The organism is Pseudomonas sp. Sample_20, from assembly GCF_004307585.1.
Classification (GTDB): Bacteria; Pseudomonadota; Gammaproteobacteria; order Pseudomonadales; family Pseudomonadaceae; genus Aquipseudomonas; species Aquipseudomonas atacamensis.
Genome location: NZ_RCOA01000012.1, coordinates 18,983 through 36,011 on the forward strand (window position 1 = coordinate 18,983; position 17,029 = coordinate 36,011).

Sequence of the window (17,029 nt, forward strand, 5' to 3'; positions counted from 1 at the left end):
GGAGCCATTAGGCGCGGCGACACTGCCGACGCTTCGCGAGCAGGCTCGCTCCCACGGGAGATTTGTGCCTGACTCCGAACCTGTGGGAGCTGGCTTGCCAGCGATTGCGGTGGGTCAGCCAATATTGATGCTGGATGTGCCGCCGTCATCGCTGGCAAGCCAGCTCCCACAAGGTAGTGTTCTCAATCCTTTCGAGATACGGTGTCTACCTGTTCTCTCCCAGCATCGACGAGGTCCGTTTCATGAGCAATGCGTCTTACGTTCCGCCCAAGGTCTGGAAACACGAAGCCCCTTCCGGCGGCCACTTCGCCAGCATCAACCGGCCGATCGCCGGGCCGACCCACGATAAGGAACTGCCGGTCGGCAAGCATCCGTTACAGCTGTATTCGCTGGCCACGCCCAACGGCGTCAAGGTCACCATCATGCTCGAAGAGTTGCTCGCACTCGGCCACAGCGAGGCCGAATACGACGCGTGGCTGATCCGCATTGGCGAGGGCGATCAGTTCTCCAGCGGTTTTGTCGAGGTCAACCCGAATTCGAAAATCCCGGCGCTGCTGGATCGCAGCGTCGAGCCGCCGATCCGGGTGTTCGAGTCCGGCTCGATCCTGCTGTATCTCGCGGAAAAGTTTGGCGCCTTGTTGCCCAAGGATCCGGCCGGTCGCACCGAAACCCTCAACTGGCTGTTCTGGCAAATGGGCTCGGCGCCGTATCTGGGCGGTGGCTTCGGGCATTTCTACGCGTATGCGCCGGAGAAGCTCGAATACCCGATCAACCGCTTCACCATGGAAGCCAAACGGCAGCTGGATGTGCTCAACCGCCGTCTCGCCGACAACGCCTATCTGGCCGGCGACGATTACACCATCGCCGACATCGCCGTATGGCCCTGGTACGGGCAACTGGTGCGCAACAACGTTTACTCGGCGGCGGAGTTTCTCGCCGCGCATGAGTACACCCATCTGCAGCGCTGGGCCGAAGAAATCGCCAAGCGGCCAGCGGTCATGCGTGGGCAGCGAGTGAATCGCACCTGGGGTGATGAAGACAGTCAGGTGCCGGAGCGGCATGGGGCGAAGGATCTGGACTGATTTCAAAAAAACCGCATAACCCTGTGGGAGCGAGCCTGCTCGCGAAAGCGGAGTATCAGACAACGAATCTGTTGAATGACCCACCGCCTTCGCGAGCAGGCTCGCTCCCACATTTGCGTCCGAAGGCCATCAATCCAATTGTGAAAAAATCATTAACTAACTGACTCGTACGGGTTTATTCCCCCGGAAACTTCCGACATACTAATGCGAATAATTCTTACATGCACTCGCATTAGTTTCGTTTGGGTAAATCTTGGGGAAGCAGATAGATGTCGTTTCACACCATTCACCGCCGCTCGAACCTTTCACCTAACCTCCTCGCAATCGCCATCGGCATGGCCAGCATCGCTCCTGCGTTGGCTGAAGAAACCGCAGCCACTGCGCCCACCAATGGCCCGCTGGAACTGCAAGCGACCGAAATCGGCGCCACGCAGATGAGCAGCACCAGCGAAGACACGCAGTCCTACACCACCGGCCCGATGCAGACCGCGACCAAGCTGTCGCTGACCATGCGCGAAACGCCGCAGGCGGTGACGGTGATCACTCGTCAGCGCATGGACGACCAGAACATGACCAGCGTCAACGACGTGGTGCGCGGCACGCCGGGGCTGTTCCTCAGCGAGGCCAGCGGTCCGGGGCGGCAGACTTACAAGGCGCGCGGTTTCGACATCGACAACATCATGTACGACGGCCTGCCCAGCTCGTATTCGCCGTACACCCTGGCGGTGCAACCGAACCTGGCGATGTTTGATCGGGTGGAAATCGTCCGTGGCGCGACCGGCCTGGTCACCGGTGCCGGCAACCCGTCGGCGGCGATCAACATGGTGCGCAAACGCCCGACCGCTGATCAGCGCGTGACCCTCACCGGCGCCGCCGGCAGCTGGGATGACTACCGTGGCGAGGTCGATGCCTCCAGCCCGCTGAACGACAGCGGCACCCTGCGTGGCCGGGTGGTGACGTCGTATCAGGGCGCCGACAGTTTCCGCGACAAGGAAGAAAACGATCACGGCCTGTTCTACGCCATCGGTGAAGCCGACCTGAGCGACAGCACCACCGCGACCCTCGGTTTCTCCCGGCAGAACGATCAGACCAACTATTTCTGGGGCGGCCTGCCGATCGGCGAAGACGGCCACCACCTCGACCTGCCCCGCTCCACTTACCCGGGCACCGACTGGGAAAACCGCAAGCTGCAAGTCGACACCGTATTCGGTGAAGTCGAACACCGTTTCGACAACGACTGGAAACTGCATGTTGGCGGTTCCACTTCGACAACCGAAGGCGAATTCTCCGGCACGTATTTGTCGCGCTACGACGGCCCGCTGGAAACCACCGCCTACCAATCGCACCACACCGACAAGCAACGCGCCTTCGACGGTTTCGCCAGCGGCCCGTTCGAAGCGTTCGGCCGCACCCACGAGTTGGTAGTCGGCGCGAGCAATCGCGTGTACGACGCCACCACCAAGGAATACGCGCCCTACGACACCGGCCTGCCGATCGCCGCGCCCAAGCCTGACTTCGTCCGTAGCGGCAAGTCGCGCAACGTCACCACCCAGGACGCGGTTTACCTGACCACGCGCTTGAGCCTGGCCGATCCGCTGACGCTGATCCTCGGCAGTCGTCTGGACTGGTATGACTACGACGATCGCAGTGCCGACGGTGACTTCAAGGTCACGCGCAACCTGACCCGTTACGCCGGCCTGATCTACAAACTCGATGACCATCACTCGGTCTACGCCAGCTACACCGACATCTTCACCCCGCAAACCCAGAAGGACCTCGGCGGCAAAGTGCTTGAGCCGATCGTCGGTGAAAACTACGAAGTCGGTATCAAGGGCGAATATTTCGACGGCGCGCTGAACGGCAGCGTGGCAGTGTTCCAGATGGACCAGACCAACCGCGCCACCCAGGCAGCAACCCAGCTCGGCTGCCCGGAACTGACCTGCTATGAAACCTCCGGCAAGGTTCGCGCCCAAGGCGTGGACATGGAACTGCAAGGGGCACTGACCGAGCAATGGCAAGTCGGCGCCGGCTACACCTACACCCGCGCCCACTACATCAAGGACGAAAACCCGGCCAACAATAACCAGAAATTCGACACCGACATGCCCGAGCACCTGTTCAAGGTCTCCACCGTGTATCGTTTCAAAGGCCCGCTGGAAAAACTGCGCGTGGGCGGCAACGTCTACTGGCAGAGCCGCATGTACAACGACATCGCCCTGGCCAACGGCGGCAGCTATCGCCTTGAACAGGGCGGCTACGCGGTCACCGACCTGATGGCCGGTTACGAGGTCAACAAGCACCTCGACCTGCAGGTCAACGCCAACAACATCTTTGACCGCAAGTACTATTCCTCCATCGGCACCGACGTGACCTGGGGCTCGACCGATAACTACGGCACCCCGCGCAGCTACATGATGACGGCCAAGTACAAGTTCTGAGGCGATAGCGCTCAGCAAGCACCACACAGAGCGCCGGGAGTTTTCCCGGCGCCCTTTTTGCAGGTTCATTAGGCAAGGCCGGCAATTACCGATAGTCTCTGGCGACACTTTCGCGAAGCACCGGCCATGCCCCAGACAGATTTCTCCTCCGACCTCCAGGCCATCGGCAGCATCGACGCTGTGCCGGTGATCCTGAGCATGGTCAAGCACATCACCGGTATGCGCTTCGCCGCCGTAGCGCGGGTCACCGAGAGCAAGTGGATCGCCTGCGCCGTGGATGACTCGATTGACTTCGGCCTGTTGCCCGGCGGCGAACTGGTGCTGGAATCGACGATTTGTCATGAGATCCGTCAGCACCATCAGCCGGTGATCTTCGGCCATGCCAGCCAGCACCCGGTTTTCTCCACGCACCACACGCCGAAAACCTATGGTCTGGAAAGCTACATTTCGATTCCGATCATCAAGGCCGATGGCGAGTTCTTCGGCACGCTGTGCGCCATTGATTCGGTGCCGGCGAACCTCGACGACCCGGCCATCGAAAAGACCCTCACCCTCTTCGCCCAACTGATTGCGATGAGCCTGGATACCCAAGGCCATTTGCACGCGACCAAAACCGCGCTGGCCAATGCCAACGAAATGGGCCGTCTGCGCGAGCAGTTCATCGCCGTACTGGGCCATGACTTGCGCACGCCACTCAGTGCCATCCGCATGAGTGCCGATCTGCTGGACGGCAAAGTCGAGGACAAGCGCTCGCGCACGCTGCTGTCGGCGATTCGCACCAGCTCGGTGCGCATGGGCGTGCTGATCGAAAACATCCTCGATTTTGCCCGGGGTCGGCTCGGCAGTGGCATCCCGGTGCAGCGCAAACTGGTCGATGATTTGCAGCAAACGCTGCGCCAGACCCTGGAAGAAATCCAGGTGGCGTACCCGCAGGCGAAGTTTATTGATTCGCTGGAGGTGCCGGCCGGGGTCTATTGCGACCCGCTGCGCATCAGCCAACTGTTGTCGAATCTGCTGGGCAACGCCGTGACCCACGGTTCCACGGCCGAACCGATCGTGCTCAAAGCCTTTACCGAGGGCGACGAAATCGTTATTTCGTTGACCAATCAGGGCACGCCGATCCCGCCTGCGCTGATGCCGCTGCTGTTCGAACCGTTTTCCCGTTCCGAAGCAGGCCAGCGTCATGAAGGGTTGGGACTGGGCTTGTACATCGCCGGGCAGATTGCCAATGCGCACAACGGCACCTTGAGCGTGACGTCCGACCGTGAAACGGGCACCTGTTTTGTCGCGCGCTTCCCTGCCCGCTTCAAGTGGGTCTGAGCGCCGCCCTAAGTATTCAGTGGCGTCTGCGGCGTGTCCGGGTTGAGCTGGCGGCGGCGGAACTGCCCCGGTGGCTGGCCATGAATCTGGCGAAACCGCCGGGAGAAATAGGCCTCATCGGCGAACCCGCACAACCGCGCCACTTCGCCCACCGAGCGCGTACTGTTGAGGAGGAAGTTGCGCGCCGCGTGCATGCGCCGCTCCAGCACCAGCTCGGTGAAGGTCTTGCCGATCTCTTTGCGCAGCCAGTGCGTCAGGTAGGTCGGTGACAGATAGGTCGCAGCGGCGACTTTGATCAGGTTGAGATCAGGATCGGCGATGTTCTTGCGCAAGTATTCGAACATGCGGCTCAAAGCGTCGCGACGGCTGTTTTCGGCGGCGTTCTCTTCTGCCAAGCGCTTGAGCGGCTCGGCATAGAGAAAACACACGCTGCCGATCATCTGCAGCAACAAGCCCTTGAGCATTTCCCGCGTGCCGAACTGACGGTTCTCATCGAGTGCGCGCATCTGTTCGATCAGGCCGCAGACCTGAGCGAAATCCTCATCGCCCAAAATGAAATCCAGATGTTCCTGAAAGCGGAACGGCGACAGCTCCGGCGCGAGCAGGATTGACACCTCTTCCAGATCCATCGGGTCGCATTGCAGATGCGGCAAGAGAAACGTCTGGGAAAAATTGATGACGATGAAATTGCTGTCTGCGGGATGCGGAATCACATGCACGCGGTGCGGCAGGATGAACGCCAGGGTGTTGCGCGGGAATGGCCGCTGGACGCTGCCGATGTGCTGAACGGTGTCGCCACCGAGGTTGATCTGGATCTGGAAGTACTCGTGCCGGTGAGGCGCGGTTTCGGCGCGCCGCCCCTTTTTGTCGCGAATGTAGAAATCGGTCAATTCGCTGCGTTGCTGCATGACGTAGGTCGGGATACGGCTGGGTGAAGACATGGGCAGAAGGTCCTCCGGGCAGTGAGGTGACGCCTGTCATCTTGCAGGGTTGGGAGGTGGGCGGCAATGAGTCATACGATGACATTGTCTTTTTTGAATGAAGCCTCCCCATGTGCCTGTCCAAAAACCGCATTACTATAAAAATACAATTAGTCGCTATTTTTCAGCAACTTGAGATCTAAACCTGATCTTTATTCTCAAGACAAATCGTATTTATCTTTTTGGACACGTTCGCCAAACCCGCTTTTTTCAAGAAAAAACGTTCTAACCCATCGGTTGATTTAGAACCGTTGTACGACCACTGTAATGACCAACGCAGCCCAACCTCTTTCAAAAACAATCAAAGGTGCGCACGTCATGATCCTGCTATTTCCCCTCGCCGCCCTGCCCGACCTCCCCTTGAAAATCAATCGCACAAAGACGTTCCTGAACGTCTGAACGCCGCGCTGCAACCCGTTCGATTGCCTTGCCCCACACGTTGCGGGCAACGGCATCGGCTGCTCGAAAAATCTCGACTCTTCTAACAATAACGAGGTCTCCGCATGTCCAACTCCCATTCTTCCAGTGCCACGGTGCCGCCGGTGATCGCCGGTGCACGCGATGCCGTTTCGGCGCAGCGTCTGCCTACGCGGCGGCGCTGGTTCATGCTGTCGCTGCTGCTGATCGCGACGATCATCAATTACATCGACCGGGTGAACATCTCGATCGCCGCGCCGTTCATGGCCAAGGACCTGGGCCTGGACAAGATCGAGATGGGCCTGATCTTTTCCGCGTTCGCCTGGACCTATGCCTTGGCGCTGGTGCCGGCCGGCTTCATCGCTGATCGATTTGGCTCGCGCTTCACCTACGGCGTATCGCTGATCAGTTGGTCGACCGTCACCGTTTGCCAAGGTTTCGCCACGGGATTTGCCTCGCTGTTCGGCCTGCGCCTGGCGGTCGGCGCCATGGAAGCCCCGGCTTTCCCGGCCAACAGCCGCGCGGTGACGGTGTGGTTCCCGGCGCGGGAACGCGGGATGGCCAGCAGCATTTACGTGTGCGGTCAGTACCTCGGCACGGCGCTGTTCACCGGCGCGCTGCTGTGGCTGGCGACCACTTTTGACTGGCGCCACGTGTTTTACAGCACCGGCGCACTCGGCATCGTCTTCGGTGTGCTGTGGCTGTACCTGTATCGCGATCCGCTGAACTGCAAGAAAGTCAGCCAGGAAGAATTGAAGTACATCGAAACCGGCGGCGGTCTGGTCAAGAGCAGCCAGGAGCGCACCCGCTTCAACTGGCGGCAGATTGCCGAGCTGTTCAGCTATCGGCAGATCTGGGCGATCTGCATCGGCAAGTTCGCCAGCACCTCGGCGCTGTACTTCTTCCTCACCTGGTTCCCGACCTACCTGATCGAAGAACGCAAACTGACCATGATCAAGGCCGGGATCTTCGCCGTGCTGCCCTTCGTCGGTGCCACGGTGGGGATTCTGCTGGCAGGCATCGTTTCCGACCTGCTGATCCGTCGCGGCTACTCGATGTCGTTTGCGCGCAAGTTGCCGCTGGTGGTCGGTTCGATGCTGGGCATGTCGATCGTGCTGGTGAATTTCACTGACTCCAACCTGATCTGCATCGCCGTGCTGACCATCGCCTTCTTCGCCCAAGGCATCGCGTCCTCGTCGTGGGCTGCGGTATCGGAAGTCGCGCCGAAAGAGCTGATCGGTCTCACCGGTGGCATTACCAGCCTGGCGGCGAACATCGGCGGCATCGTCACGCCGATCGTGATCGGCGCCATCGTCCACGCCACCGGCACCTTCGCCTATGCCTTCTGGTTTATCGGCGGCGTCGCGCTGATCGGCACCCTCTCCTATTCGTTACTGCTCGGACGCCTGTATCGCATCGAGCTGAAGGTGCGCTGAGGCAAGAACCCGGATTTGTCCAAACGCAGGCGGCTTTCGTCCAACTTCACCGACGCCAGCCGCCGTACGCTGCCCTTTCAAACAGGATGACCCGCAGGATGAACATGACTGAATACGTCTTTACCCCGGATCTGCCCGTGACCTTGCCGGTGCTCGGCACCGAGCAGCGCTTCCCCGTTGGCCGGGTGTTCTGTGTCGGCCGCAACTACCCATGGCCGGACACTCAAGGCCAGTCGCGCCAGCCGCCAGTGTTTTTCATGAAACCGGCAAGTTGCGTGGTCGATGCCGTCGGCGACATCGCCTTCCCGACAGTGTGCGAGGACTTCGTTCACGAAATCGAACTGGTCGTCGCCATCGGTGAAGGCGGCGCCAATATCCCCGAGGATCAAGCGCTCGCCTACGTGTGGGGCTACGCCGCCGGCCTCGACCTGACTCGCCGCGATGTGCAACGCGCAGCCAAGAGCAACGGCTTGCCGTGGGAAGGCGCCAAGGTGTTCGACGGCGCCGCGCCGATGACTGCCGTCGTCCCGGTGAGCCGCAGCGGCCATCCCGAGGGCGAGTTGTGGCTGAACGTCAACGGCGAAGAACGCCAGCGCGACAACCTCGACAGCCAGATCTGGTCGGTCAGTGAAGTGATCGCCCGCATCTCGCAATCCGTGGCCCTGCGCGCCGGCGACCTGATCATGACCGGCAGCCCCGCCGGCGTCGACAGCCTGCAACCGGGCGACGTGATCAGCGCTGGCATAGACGGCATCGGCCACCTGGAAATGCGCGTCGGCCCACGGCCCTGATCCTGCGGATTAAGAAAAAAGGAGAACAACACTATGACGACCTCTTTGAAAGTTGCGCTGGTGACCGGCGCCGGCAGTGGCATCGGCCGCGCCGTGGCGCTGGGCCTGATGGCTGACGGTTTCACCCTCGTGCTCGCCGGACGCCGGCCCGAGCCCTTGCAAGCGTTGGCCGAACTGGCGCAGAGCCAGGGTTATCAAGCCTTGGCGGTGCCCACCGACGTGCGTGACCCGGCCAGTGTCGACGTGCTGTTCGCGACCATTGCCGAGGTCTACGGGCGCCTCGATGTGGTCTTTAACAACGCCGGCGTCAACGCCCCCGCCGTGCCGCTGGACGAGCTGACCTTCGAGCAATGGCGCAACGTGATCGACACCAACCTCAACGGTGTCTTTCTCTGCGCTCGCGGCGCGTTTGGGCTGATGCGCAAACAACAGCCGCAGGGCGGACGAATCATCAACAACGGCTCGATTTCCGCACACACACCGCGCCCGTTCAGCAGCGCCTACACCGCGAGCAAACACGCCGTGCTCGGCCTGACCAAATCCCTGGCGCTGGATGGCCGTGAATTCAACATCGCCTGTAGCCAGATCGACATCGGCAATGCCCTGACGGAAATGTCGGTGCGCATGACCAAAGGCGTACGCCAGGCCAATGGCAGCATCGCCGTCGAGCCGATGGTCGACGTCAAACACGTCGCCGATGCAGTGCGCTACATCGCCGGGCTGCCGCTGTCAGCCAACGTCCTGAACATGACCGTCATGGCCAGCGCCATGCCGTTTGCCGGCCGCGGTTGAGCCGGCCTTTTTATTGCGTAACGAGGTAGCCATGAAGCCAGAAATCCTGCAACTGAGCCCGATCCTGATCCCGGAAATCACCGCGCGCCTGGACGAACTGTTCACCGTACGCCGCTACTACCAGCAAGCGGACAAACCCGCCTACATAAACGAACACGGGGCCAACATCCGTGGCGTGATCACCGGCGGCCACACCGGCATCAGCCAGGCGCTGATGGCGCAACTGCCGAACCTGGAAGTCGTGGCGGTCAACGGCGTCGGCACCGACGCCGTCGATCTGGCCTACGCCCGCGACCGCGGCATCCGCGTCACCGCCACCATCGGCGCCCTCACCGAAGACGTCGCCGACCTCGCCATCGGCCTGCTCATCTCGGTCTGTCGCGGTTTGTGCACCAGCGACCGCTACGTGCGCTCCGGCCAATGGCCACAAAGCCCGACCCCACTCGCCCCGCTGCCCTTGGCCCGACAAGTCTCCGGCATGCGCATCGGCATCGTCGGCATGGGCCGCGTCGGCCGCGCCATCGCCACCCGCGCCGCCGCCTTCGGCTGCCCGATCAGCTACACCGACTTGCAACCGATGAGCGACGTCTCCCACACCTTCGTCGCCGACCTCAAACAACTGGCCCGCGACAGCGACGCCCTGATCCTCGCCGCCGCGGCGGACAAGGGCGAAGCGATCATTGACGCGCCAGTGCTGCAAGCGCTGGGCGAGGACGGTTATCTGATCAACGTCGCCCGGGGCAAACTGGTGAACGAGGCGGATCTGGTAGCCGCGCTTTCGGCTGGGGAAATCGCCGGGGCTGGGCTGGATGTGTTTGTCGATGAACCGAATGTGCCGGAAGCGTTGTTTGGTAATGAACAAGTGGTTCTGCAACCGCATCGGGCCAGCGCAACATTGCAGACTCGCACGCGGATGGGGGAAATGGTGGTGGCGAGTCTGGTTGATACGTTTGCGGGGAAAGTGCCGGTTGGGTGTGTGACGGGGTGAATGGTTGTTTGGGATAGGCTGCAGATTGCGTTGAATCAGTGAAACCCAGCCCCCTCACCCCAGCCCTCTCCCCCCAGGGGGCGAGGGGGAAAGGGAGCCGATCTTCGTTGAATTCAAGAACGAGCTCGACGCAGAGTCTCAGGTCGGCGCATCTTCAACAAACACCTCGACCAAGTCCCCTCTCCTTCTGGGAGAGGGTTAGGGTGAGGGCCGTCCCTGGAGAAACCGGATCGCAAGACAAAACAACACTCCCCAATCATCATCGTGTTGCCTGATACACAGCCATCGCGAGCAGGCTCACTCCTACAGTTTTGATCGGATGCATTCAGTGAGAAAACGGTCGGCTGTCAGGCCGCCTTCGCGAGCAAGCTCGCTCCCACAGAAAAGCAAAAAGCAAAAGCAATCCGCCTCCTGCTTTCACCACTCAATACAATGAGCGCAAGCTCGAGTGGCTCTTGATCCTGGAGCCCGTCGGCAGGCTGAGCGGAGGGATTGATCCGGGCGTGGGAGCGCAGCGACCGTACGACGCAGTCGTACACAGCGGAAGGAGGTGCAGCGAAGCAAACCGTAGCCGCTGCGCCCGGATCAGTCCCGGAGCGAAGGTACCCCGAGCCCCAGCGAGCGGGCCGAACGTCAGGGCGCAGCCTTTTGGTTACTTTTTGGCGTTTGAAAAAGTGACCCGCTGTAAGAGCGGAACCGTAATCGGCCACACCCGCAGAAACGGATATACACCCAAAACCCGAAGAGCATGGTCGGCCCAAAGGCCGCCAAGAACACAAAAAAAACCCCACAACCGAAAACCAGTGTGGGGCGAAAAAATTGGTTGGTTGCGGCCAACCAAAGGAGCTCTGTCAAAACCCGTCAAGCGCTCAGATCAAATACACTCCTGAGCCGCCCGCTCAAAACTCGAAGGCAACAAATTCGACGCCAGCAAATGCCGCTCATAAATGAACACCTTGCCGCCCTTCCCCGCCTTGTACGCCTCCAGCACGTTATCCGCCGAGACCTTGCTCGGCACCACAATCCGATAACTGCGCTGACTCTGCGAAACCGTCGGATTCAACGCACTGTCCTGCAACTTCGGCACCACGCAATCGGCGTATTGCGCCGGCGTCTTGCTGGTCTGCAAGGTCAGGGTCGGATCGTTCGGCGCCGAAGCGCAACCGGCGAGCAACAGGGAAACAAAAGCCATGGCTGGCACGAATAAAGGACGCATGGAGTAAATCCTGAAAATAAAGGTTCGGTTCAACCGGCAACGGTTCGACTTCACGGCGCCGCCGTTGCCATTTACGTTTTAAGAATCAGCTCGACGCCACCAGGGCCTTGAGCGACACATCGAATTGCTTCAGCGCATTGAGTTGCAGGTCACGTTGCTGATTGATCTGCGCGGCGATTTGCGGCGCCGCCTGGTTGTGCACCCAGACCGAAGGCAACTCTTGCTCAATCGCCCCCTCGGCCTTGCCGATATATTGCAGGTCAGCGTCGTAGAACCGTGCAGAGAAGCGCGCCTCGACCAAACTGTTACGCTGAGTCAGCAAGCGGTTGAAGGTGTCGAGCTTGACCACCACGTCCGGATGGGCCTGAACCAGCGCATCGAGGTTGTCGTAGACGGTCACCGAGACGAACTGCTGTTGCAGCGAACTCACCAGCCAGTCGAGGGCCAGTTCCGGGTCGGAGCTGCCGACAAAGGCGTCGCGGATTCGCGAGTCCAGTGCGTCCTTCGCACCGTTCAGCGCCATGTCGTGGTAGCGCTCCAGGTATTGCAGGTTCTGCAACGTGTTTTCGCTCAACAACACACCCACGGTCTGCGTGTGCTGCAACGCCGAGGCGCTGGCGGCGATGGGTTGCAGGTGACAAGACCGGGCGTCGTCTGCGTAAGCCGGTGCGGTAACTACCCCGCCCATCAGCAGGGCGATCATTGCCAGTCGAGTCAGAATGTTCATCGCGCAATTTCCTTGAGCTGCGTCTTCGATGGAGGCGATTTTCCGCCGATCGCCGGCAAAGCAGAACTTGCGTTTCTTGATGGTCACTATTACTTCCAGCAATAGTTGCGTGTCGCGCAGACTGATGCACACTGGATACATCCAAGAAAAATGATGAGGGTCTCGCCTTGAGAACGTTTGATCTGATCCGTGACGCCGTGCTGCCCGAATATCGCGACCGCGTAGCCGAATACCTGGTGCAGTACGAAAGCGTCCTGCTGGACAAAAACACCCGCGATGCGCAATTGATCCGCGACACTGCCCAGCAACTGCGCGGTTATCTGCGCGGCCTCAATACCACGCGGGTGCTGGGCATGGCCTATTGGGAAGAGCTCGATCGCCGCGTGGTAGACACCTGGCTAAGCCCGCAAGAGTGACCGCTGAAGCGCCAGTGGTCTGCCCGGCAACACGCCCCCTGCGAAAAACCTGACCAAACGCTTACAATCGCAGGCCTATTGCCATACAGACAGGCCTGCCCGGAAATGCCGCTCGACCCGCCAACGATGCTGACCATCACGATCGCCCTCGCAGCCGCTGCCGCGCTGTACCTGGCGGTCGAGTGGCGCAGCATCCGTGAGCCTTCGCTACTGTTCTGGAGCGCCGGTTTCGCCACCATCACCATCGGTTCCACCCTCGCTCTGCTGCGCAGCAGCGGATTTCTGCTACTGGGCATCTGGTTCGCCAACGGCTTGCTGGTAACCGCGCACTTCTTCTTCCTCCTCGGCGTGGCGCGCTTCACCCAGACCCGACTGTCGCCGGCGTGGTACCTGATTTTCGCGACGTGGCTGATCATGTTGATGATGCCGGACGGCCCGCTGTGGTCCAAGGCCATGCTGGTGGCCAACTCGCTGCTGGTAGCCATCCCCACGCTGAAGGCCAGTTCGCTGCTGCGTCCACACGGCAAGTCGTTGAGCGTGGGCGCGGTGCAATTGCGTTATGTGCTGCTCGGCCACGGCATCTTTTATGTGGCCAAGGCCCTGACCGTGGTGATCCCCGGCACGCTGATCGATCTGGCGGCGTTTCGCGGCGAGATCATTCAGATTTCGCTGGTCGAAGGCGCGATGGCGATCATGTTGATCGCCCTGTCGATGACCGGCACTGAGCGTTATCGCCGGGAAAAACAGATCGCCCGCCTCGCCGAGCGCGATCCACTCACGGCCCTCTACAACCGCCGTGCCCTGGAAAAACGCACGCCACGCCTGTTGGCCGGTGTCTCCGCGCAAAGACCGGGTGCGCTGCTGTTGATCGATATCGACAACTTCAAACTGGTCAACGACCAGTACGGGCATATCGCCGGTGATCGCTTGCTGATTGCTCTGAGCGAGATGATCCGCGCCCAGCTGCCGCCCCATGCGCTGACGGCGCGGCTGGGTGGCGACGAGTTTCTGATGCTGCTCAACAATGCCTCAGCCGAAGCTATCCTTGAACTGGGCAATGCCTTGCGCGAACAGTTTCTGGCCTTGGCGTCGCACACCTATCCCACGTCCGCTGCGGTGACTTTGAGCATCGGCGCCACCCTGTTCGACAAACCGCCGGCCAGTCTCGCGGCGCTGATCGAACTTGGCGACGCCGCGCTCTACGAGTCCAAACGCGGCGGACGCAACCGCTTGCGCCTGTCCGGCCTCGCCACTCCAGGATGACCCCAGCCATGTCCAGCCACGCCACCCCGCTGCAAGACCTCGCCGCCCCCGAAGGCGTTTGTTACGGCTGCGGCGGCCGCAATCCGCAAGGCCTGCACGTAAAAAGTCGGTGGGATGAGGACGGCAGCCACGTCATCGCCGAGCATGTGCCCGAAGCGCAATATTGCGGCTGGCCGGATCTGGTTTACGGCGGGCTGATTGCCATGCTCGTCGACTGTCACTCCAACTGGACCGCCATGGCCTGGCACTACCGCGCAGAAAACCGCGAAGCCGGCAGCCTGCCGCGCATCGACTGCGTCACCGGTAACCTTGGGATCAAGTTCATCAAGCCAACGCCGATGGGCGTACCGCTGCTCTTGCGTGCACGGGTCGAAGGTGAAGTCGGGCGCAAGACCCGGGTGATTTGCGAAGTGTATGCCGGGGAAGTGCTGACGGCGGTGGGTGATTCGGTGTTTGTGCGGGTGGATACGGGGCAGTTGGCGGATGCAGCGCATGGCCGCTAAAGCCAAAGCCCCTCACCCTAGCCCTCTCCCAAAGGGAGAGGGAACTGACCGAGGTGCTTGGTGCAGATACGCCGACCTGGGAAACCGAGCCGAACCCAAATCTTGAAAAAACCCTCACCCTAGCCCTCTCCCAGAGGGAGAGGGGATTGACCGAGGTGTCTGGTGGAAATAGGCCGACCTGGGAAACCGAGTCGAACACAAATTCTGAAAAGCTTGAAAATCGGCTCCCTCTCCCTCGGGAGAGGGCTGGGGTGAGGGGCTGCGGTTCAAGCCACGCAGCCACACTCAAGCCGAAAGCGAAACGTTCTGAGCAGCTTTTTAACGCGACAAAGCCGCCACACCCGCCCGCGCCGCATGCAGCTTTTTATAGCTTTCGATCAAGCGCAAATGCCGATCCAGCCCTTCCAGCTTCATGCTCGTTGGCGTCAAACCGTAAAAACGCACACTGCCATTCACCGAACCAATCGCCGCATCCATACGCTCGTCACCAAACATCCGGCGGAAGTTGGCCTCGTAGTCTTCCAGCTCAAGATCCTCGTCCAACTCCATCTCCAGCACCACATTCACAGCCTGATAGAACAAGCCACGCTCAACAGTGTTGTCGTTGTATTGCAGGAATGCCTCAACCAGATCCTTGGCCTCGTCAAACTTCTGCAGCGCGAGGTAGATCAACAGGCGCAGTTCCAGAATCGTCAACTTGCCCCACGGTGTGTTGTCATCGAACTCGATGCCGATCAGCGTGGTGATATCGGTGTAATCGTCCTGCTCGCTGCGTTCCAGGCCCTGAACGAGGTTGCGCAGGCCGACTTTGCTGAGGTTGTGCAGGTTGAGGATGTCGGCGCGAAATTGCAGGGCTTTGTTGGTGTTGTCCCAGATCAGGTCTTCGACCGGGTAGATCTCCGAGTAATCCGGCACGAGGATGCGGCAGGCTTTGGCGCCGATGTGCTCGTAGACCGCCATGTAGACTTCCTTGCCCATGTCTTCGAGGATGCCGAACAGGGTCGCGGCTTCTTCGGCGTTGGAGTTTTCGCCTTGGCCTGAGAAGTCCCATTCGACGAATTCGAAGTCTGGCTTGGCACTGAAAAAGCGCCACGACACCACACCGCTGGAATCGATGAAGTGCTCGACGAAGTTGTTCGGTTCGGTCACTGCCTGCCCCGAGAACGTCGGCTGCGGCAAGTCATTGAGCCCTTCGAAGCTGCGGCCCTGGAGCAGTTCGGTCAGGCTGCGTTCCAGCGCGACTTCCAGGCGAGGGTGCGCGCCGAAGGAAGCGAAGACGCCGCCGGTGCGCGGATTCATCAGGGTCACGCACATCACCGGGAATTCACCGCCCAGCGAGGCGTCCTTGACCAGCACCGGGAAGCCCTGCTCTTCCAGGCCTTTGATGCCGGCGAGGATGCTCGGGTATTTCTCCAGTACCTCTTGCGGTACGTCCGGCAGGGCCATTTCGCCTTCGAGAATTTCGCGTTTGACTGCGCGCTCGAAAATTTCCGACAGGCACTGCACCTGCGCTTCGGCCAAGGTGTTGCCAGCGCTCATGCCGTTGCTCAGGTAGAGGTTTTCGATCAGGTTCGACGGGAAGTACACCACTTCACCATCCGACTGGCGCACGAACGGCAGCGAGCAGATGCCGCGCTGGGTGTTGCCGGAGTTGGTGTCGTACAGGTGCGAGCCGCGCAGTTCGCCGTCGCGGTTGTAAATGCCGAGGGTGTAGTCGTCGAGAATCTCGCTGGGCAATTCGTCCTTCGGACCCGGCTTGAACCATTTCTCGTCCGGGTAATGGACGAATTCGGCGTTGGCGATGTCTTCGCCCCAGAACTGGTCGTTATAGAAGAAGTTGCAATTGAGGCGCTCGATGAACTCGCCCAGCGCCGACGCCAGTGCGCCTTCCTTGGTCGCGCCCTTGCCGTTGGTGAAGCACATCGGCGAATGCGCATCGCGAATGTGCAGCGACCAGACGTTGGGCACGATGTTGCGCCACGACGCGATTTCGATCTTCATGCCGAGGTCGGCAAGGATCTTCGACATGTTGGCGATGGTCTGTTCCAGCGGCAGGTCCTTGCCGGCGATGTAGGTGCCTGCCTGGGAATCGGACTGAGGCATCAACAAGGCCTGGGCATCGGCGTCGAGGTTGTCGACTTCTTCGATGATGAACTCGGGGCCGGTCTGCACCACTTTCTTCACGGTGCAACGGTCGATGGAACGCAGGATGCCCTGGCGATCCTTGTCCGAAATATCGGCGGGCAATTCGACCTGGATCTTGAAGATCTGGTTATAGCGGTTTTCCGGGTCGACGATGTTGTTCTGCGACAGGCGAATGTTCTCTGTCGGAATGTTGCGGGTGTCGCAGTACAGCTTGACGAAGTAAGCCGCGCACAAGGCCGACGACGCCAGGAAGTAGTCGAACGGCCCCGGTGCCGAGCCATCGCCCTTGTAGCGAATGGGCTGATCGGCGATCACCGTGAAGTCGTCGAACTTGGCTTCAAGTCGAAGGTTGTCGAGAAAGTTGACCTTGATTTCCATGCGGGATTACCAGAATACGGCTAAACGAATGGCGGCCATTATCCGGTTTTTGTGCGGGAAGTCTCGCCCTTTCGGGATTCGCCGCTGGCCGGCGGTTCTGGAAATTCCAACGGATTCGCTACACTTTGAAAAAATCC

15 protein-coding genes are annotated in these 17,029 nt (G+C 60.5%); 11 read left to right on the top strand and 4 right to left on the bottom strand.

The window, feature by feature from the left end; genetic code table 11:
• Positions 1-242 precede the first annotated feature (242 nt).
• From yghU to D8U70_RS01725, 3 genes are all read left to right on the top strand, one after another.
• Positions 243-1,082: a glutathione-dependent disulfide-bond oxidoreductase gene (gene yghU / locus D8U70_RS01715; protein ID WP_122751395.1), complete on the top strand. Its 840-nt coding sequence runs from the start codon at positions 243-245 to the stop codon at positions 1,080-1,082.
• 269 nt (positions 1,083-1,351) lie between these two features.
• Complete coding sequence (locus tag D8U70_RS01720; RefSeq protein WP_122699177.1) at positions 1,352-3,520, top strand: TonB-dependent siderophore receptor; 2,169 nt, start codon at positions 1,352-1,354, stop codon at positions 3,518-3,520.
• A 126-nt stretch (positions 3,521-3,646) separates the two neighbouring features.
• A complete protein-coding gene (locus tag D8U70_RS01725) occupies positions 3,647-4,840 on the top strand; it encodes a GAF domain-containing sensor histidine kinase (RefSeq protein WP_122708021.1) in 1,194 nt (397 codons plus the stop codon).
• Between the two features lie 8 nt (positions 4,841-4,848).
• On the opposite strand, the gene D8U70_RS01730 is transcribed toward D8U70_RS01725, so the two are convergent.
• A complete protein-coding gene (locus D8U70_RS01730) occupies positions 4,849-5,781 on the bottom strand; it encodes an AraC family transcriptional regulator (RefSeq protein WP_024012697.1) in 933 nt (310 codons plus the stop codon).
• Positions 5,782-6,087: 306 nt separating this feature from the next.
• On the opposite strand from D8U70_RS01730, the gene D8U70_RS28105 reads away from it, so the two are divergent.
• The 5 genes from D8U70_RS28105 to D8U70_RS01750 all read left to right on the top strand — a co-directional run bounded on the left by D8U70_RS28105 (position 6,088) and on the right by D8U70_RS01750 (position 10,244).
• A complete protein-coding gene (locus tag D8U70_RS28105; protein WP_277751262.1) occupies positions 6,088-6,219 on the top strand; it encodes a hypothetical protein in 132 nt (43 codons plus the stop codon).
• A gap of 104 nt (positions 6,220-6,323) precedes the next feature.
• Entirely contained in the window at positions 6,324-7,673 is a 1,350-nt protein-coding gene (locus tag D8U70_RS01735; protein ID WP_056785134.1) for an MFS transporter, read from the top strand.
• A gap of 98 nt (positions 7,674-7,771) precedes the next feature.
• On the top strand, positions 7,772-8,464 hold the full coding sequence (locus D8U70_RS01740; protein WP_125916076.1) for a fumarylacetoacetate hydrolase family protein: 693 nt from the start codon (positions 7,772-7,774) through the stop codon (positions 8,462-8,464).
• Between the two features lie 33 nt (positions 8,465-8,497).
• Complete coding sequence (locus tag D8U70_RS01745; protein ID WP_122880747.1) at positions 8,498-9,256, top strand: SDR family oxidoreductase; 759 nt, start codon at positions 8,498-8,500, stop codon at positions 9,254-9,256.
• Positions 9,257-9,287: 31 nt separating this feature from the next.
• A complete protein-coding gene (locus D8U70_RS01750; RefSeq protein ID WP_130928178.1) occupies positions 9,288-10,244 on the top strand; it encodes a 2-hydroxyacid dehydrogenase in 957 nt (318 codons plus the stop codon).
• 874 nt (positions 10,245-11,118) lie between these two features.
• Here D8U70_RS01750 and D8U70_RS01755 read toward each other — a convergent pair.
• Entirely contained in the window at positions 11,119-11,460 is a 342-nt protein-coding gene (locus tag D8U70_RS01755; RefSeq protein ID WP_076563236.1) for a hypothetical protein, read from the bottom strand.
• Between the two features lie 85 nt (positions 11,461-11,545).
• The gene (locus tag D8U70_RS01760; RefSeq protein WP_051600691.1) at positions 11,546-12,187 is read right to left on the bottom strand and encodes a class II glutamine amidotransferase; all 642 of its coding nucleotides are present in this window, start codon (positions 12,185-12,187) and stop codon (positions 11,546-11,548) included.
• A 167-nt stretch (positions 12,188-12,354) separates the two neighbouring features.
• On the opposite strand from D8U70_RS01760, the gene D8U70_RS01765 reads away from it, so the two are divergent.
• From D8U70_RS01765 to D8U70_RS01775, 3 genes are all read left to right on the top strand, one after another.
• Positions 12,355-12,603, top strand: coding sequence for a hypothetical protein (locus tag D8U70_RS01765; RefSeq protein ID WP_056785124.1), 249 nt, complete (start codon positions 12,355-12,357; stop codon positions 12,601-12,603).
• A gap of 105 nt (positions 12,604-12,708) precedes the next feature.
• Positions 12,709-13,866 carry a GGDEF domain-containing protein gene (locus D8U70_RS01770; RefSeq protein WP_016774431.1) on the top strand — a complete coding sequence of 386 codons (1,158 nt, stop codon included), beginning with the start codon at positions 12,709-12,711 and terminating at the stop codon, positions 13,864-13,866.
• 8 nt (positions 13,867-13,874) lie between these two features.
• Positions 13,875-14,369, top strand: a complete 495-nt coding sequence (locus tag D8U70_RS01775) for a PaaI family thioesterase (RefSeq protein ID WP_130928179.1) — start codon at positions 13,875-13,877, stop codon at positions 14,367-14,369.
• A 318-nt stretch (positions 14,370-14,687) separates the two neighbouring features.
• On the opposite strand, the gene D8U70_RS01780 is transcribed toward D8U70_RS01775, so the two are convergent.
• Positions 14,688-16,892 carry an OsmC domain/YcaO domain-containing protein gene (locus D8U70_RS01780; protein ID WP_130928180.1) on the bottom strand — a complete coding sequence of 735 codons (2,205 nt, stop codon included), beginning with the start codon at positions 16,890-16,892 and terminating at the stop codon, positions 14,688-14,690.
• Between the last annotated feature and the right edge of the window lie 137 nt (positions 16,893-17,029).

What these genes read in the sequence shown, in the direction of transcription:
- yghU (WP_122751395.1), top strand. Translation starts at nt 243, where the DNA reads ATGAGCAATGCGTCTTACGTTCCGCCCAAGGTCTGGAAACACGAAGCC.
- D8U70_RS01720 (WP_122699177.1), top strand. Translation starts at nt 1,352, where the DNA reads ATGTCGTTTCACACCATTCACCGCCGCTCGAACCTTTCACCTAACCTC.
- D8U70_RS01725 (WP_122708021.1), top strand. Translation starts at nt 3,647, where the DNA reads ATGCCCCAGACAGATTTCTCCTCCGACCTCCAGGCCATCGGCAGCATC.
- D8U70_RS01730 (WP_024012697.1), bottom strand. Translation starts at nt 5,781, where the DNA reads ATGTCTTCACCCAGCCGTATCCCGACCTACGTCATGCAGCAACGCAGC.
- D8U70_RS28105 (WP_277751262.1), top strand. Translation starts at nt 6,088, where the DNA reads ATGACCAACGCAGCCCAACCTCTTTCAAAAACAATCAAAGGTGCGCAC.
- D8U70_RS01735 (WP_056785134.1), top strand. Translation starts at nt 6,324, where the DNA reads ATGTCCAACTCCCATTCTTCCAGTGCCACGGTGCCGCCGGTGATCGCC.
- D8U70_RS01740 (WP_125916076.1), top strand. Translation starts at nt 7,772, where the DNA reads ATGAACATGACTGAATACGTCTTTACCCCGGATCTGCCCGTGACCTTG.
- D8U70_RS01745 (WP_122880747.1), top strand. Translation starts at nt 8,498, where the DNA reads ATGACGACCTCTTTGAAAGTTGCGCTGGTGACCGGCGCCGGCAGTGGC.
- D8U70_RS01750 (WP_130928178.1), top strand. Translation starts at nt 9,288, where the DNA reads ATGAAGCCAGAAATCCTGCAACTGAGCCCGATCCTGATCCCGGAAATC.
- D8U70_RS01755 (WP_076563236.1), bottom strand. Translation starts at nt 11,460, where the DNA reads ATGCGTCCTTTATTCGTGCCAGCCATGGCTTTTGTTTCCCTGTTGCTC.
- D8U70_RS01760 (WP_051600691.1), bottom strand. Translation starts at nt 12,187, where the DNA reads ATGAACATTCTGACTCGACTGGCAATGATCGCCCTGCTGATGGGCGGG.
- D8U70_RS01770 (WP_016774431.1), top strand. Translation starts at nt 12,709, where the DNA reads ATGCCGCTCGACCCGCCAACGATGCTGACCATCACGATCGCCCTCGCA.
- D8U70_RS01775 (WP_130928179.1), top strand. Translation starts at nt 13,875, where the DNA reads ATGTCCAGCCACGCCACCCCGCTGCAAGACCTCGCCGCCCCCGAAGGC.
- D8U70_RS01780 (WP_130928180.1), bottom strand. Translation starts at nt 16,892, where the DNA reads ATGGAAATCAAGGTCAACTTTCTCGACAACCTTCGACTTGAAGCCAAG.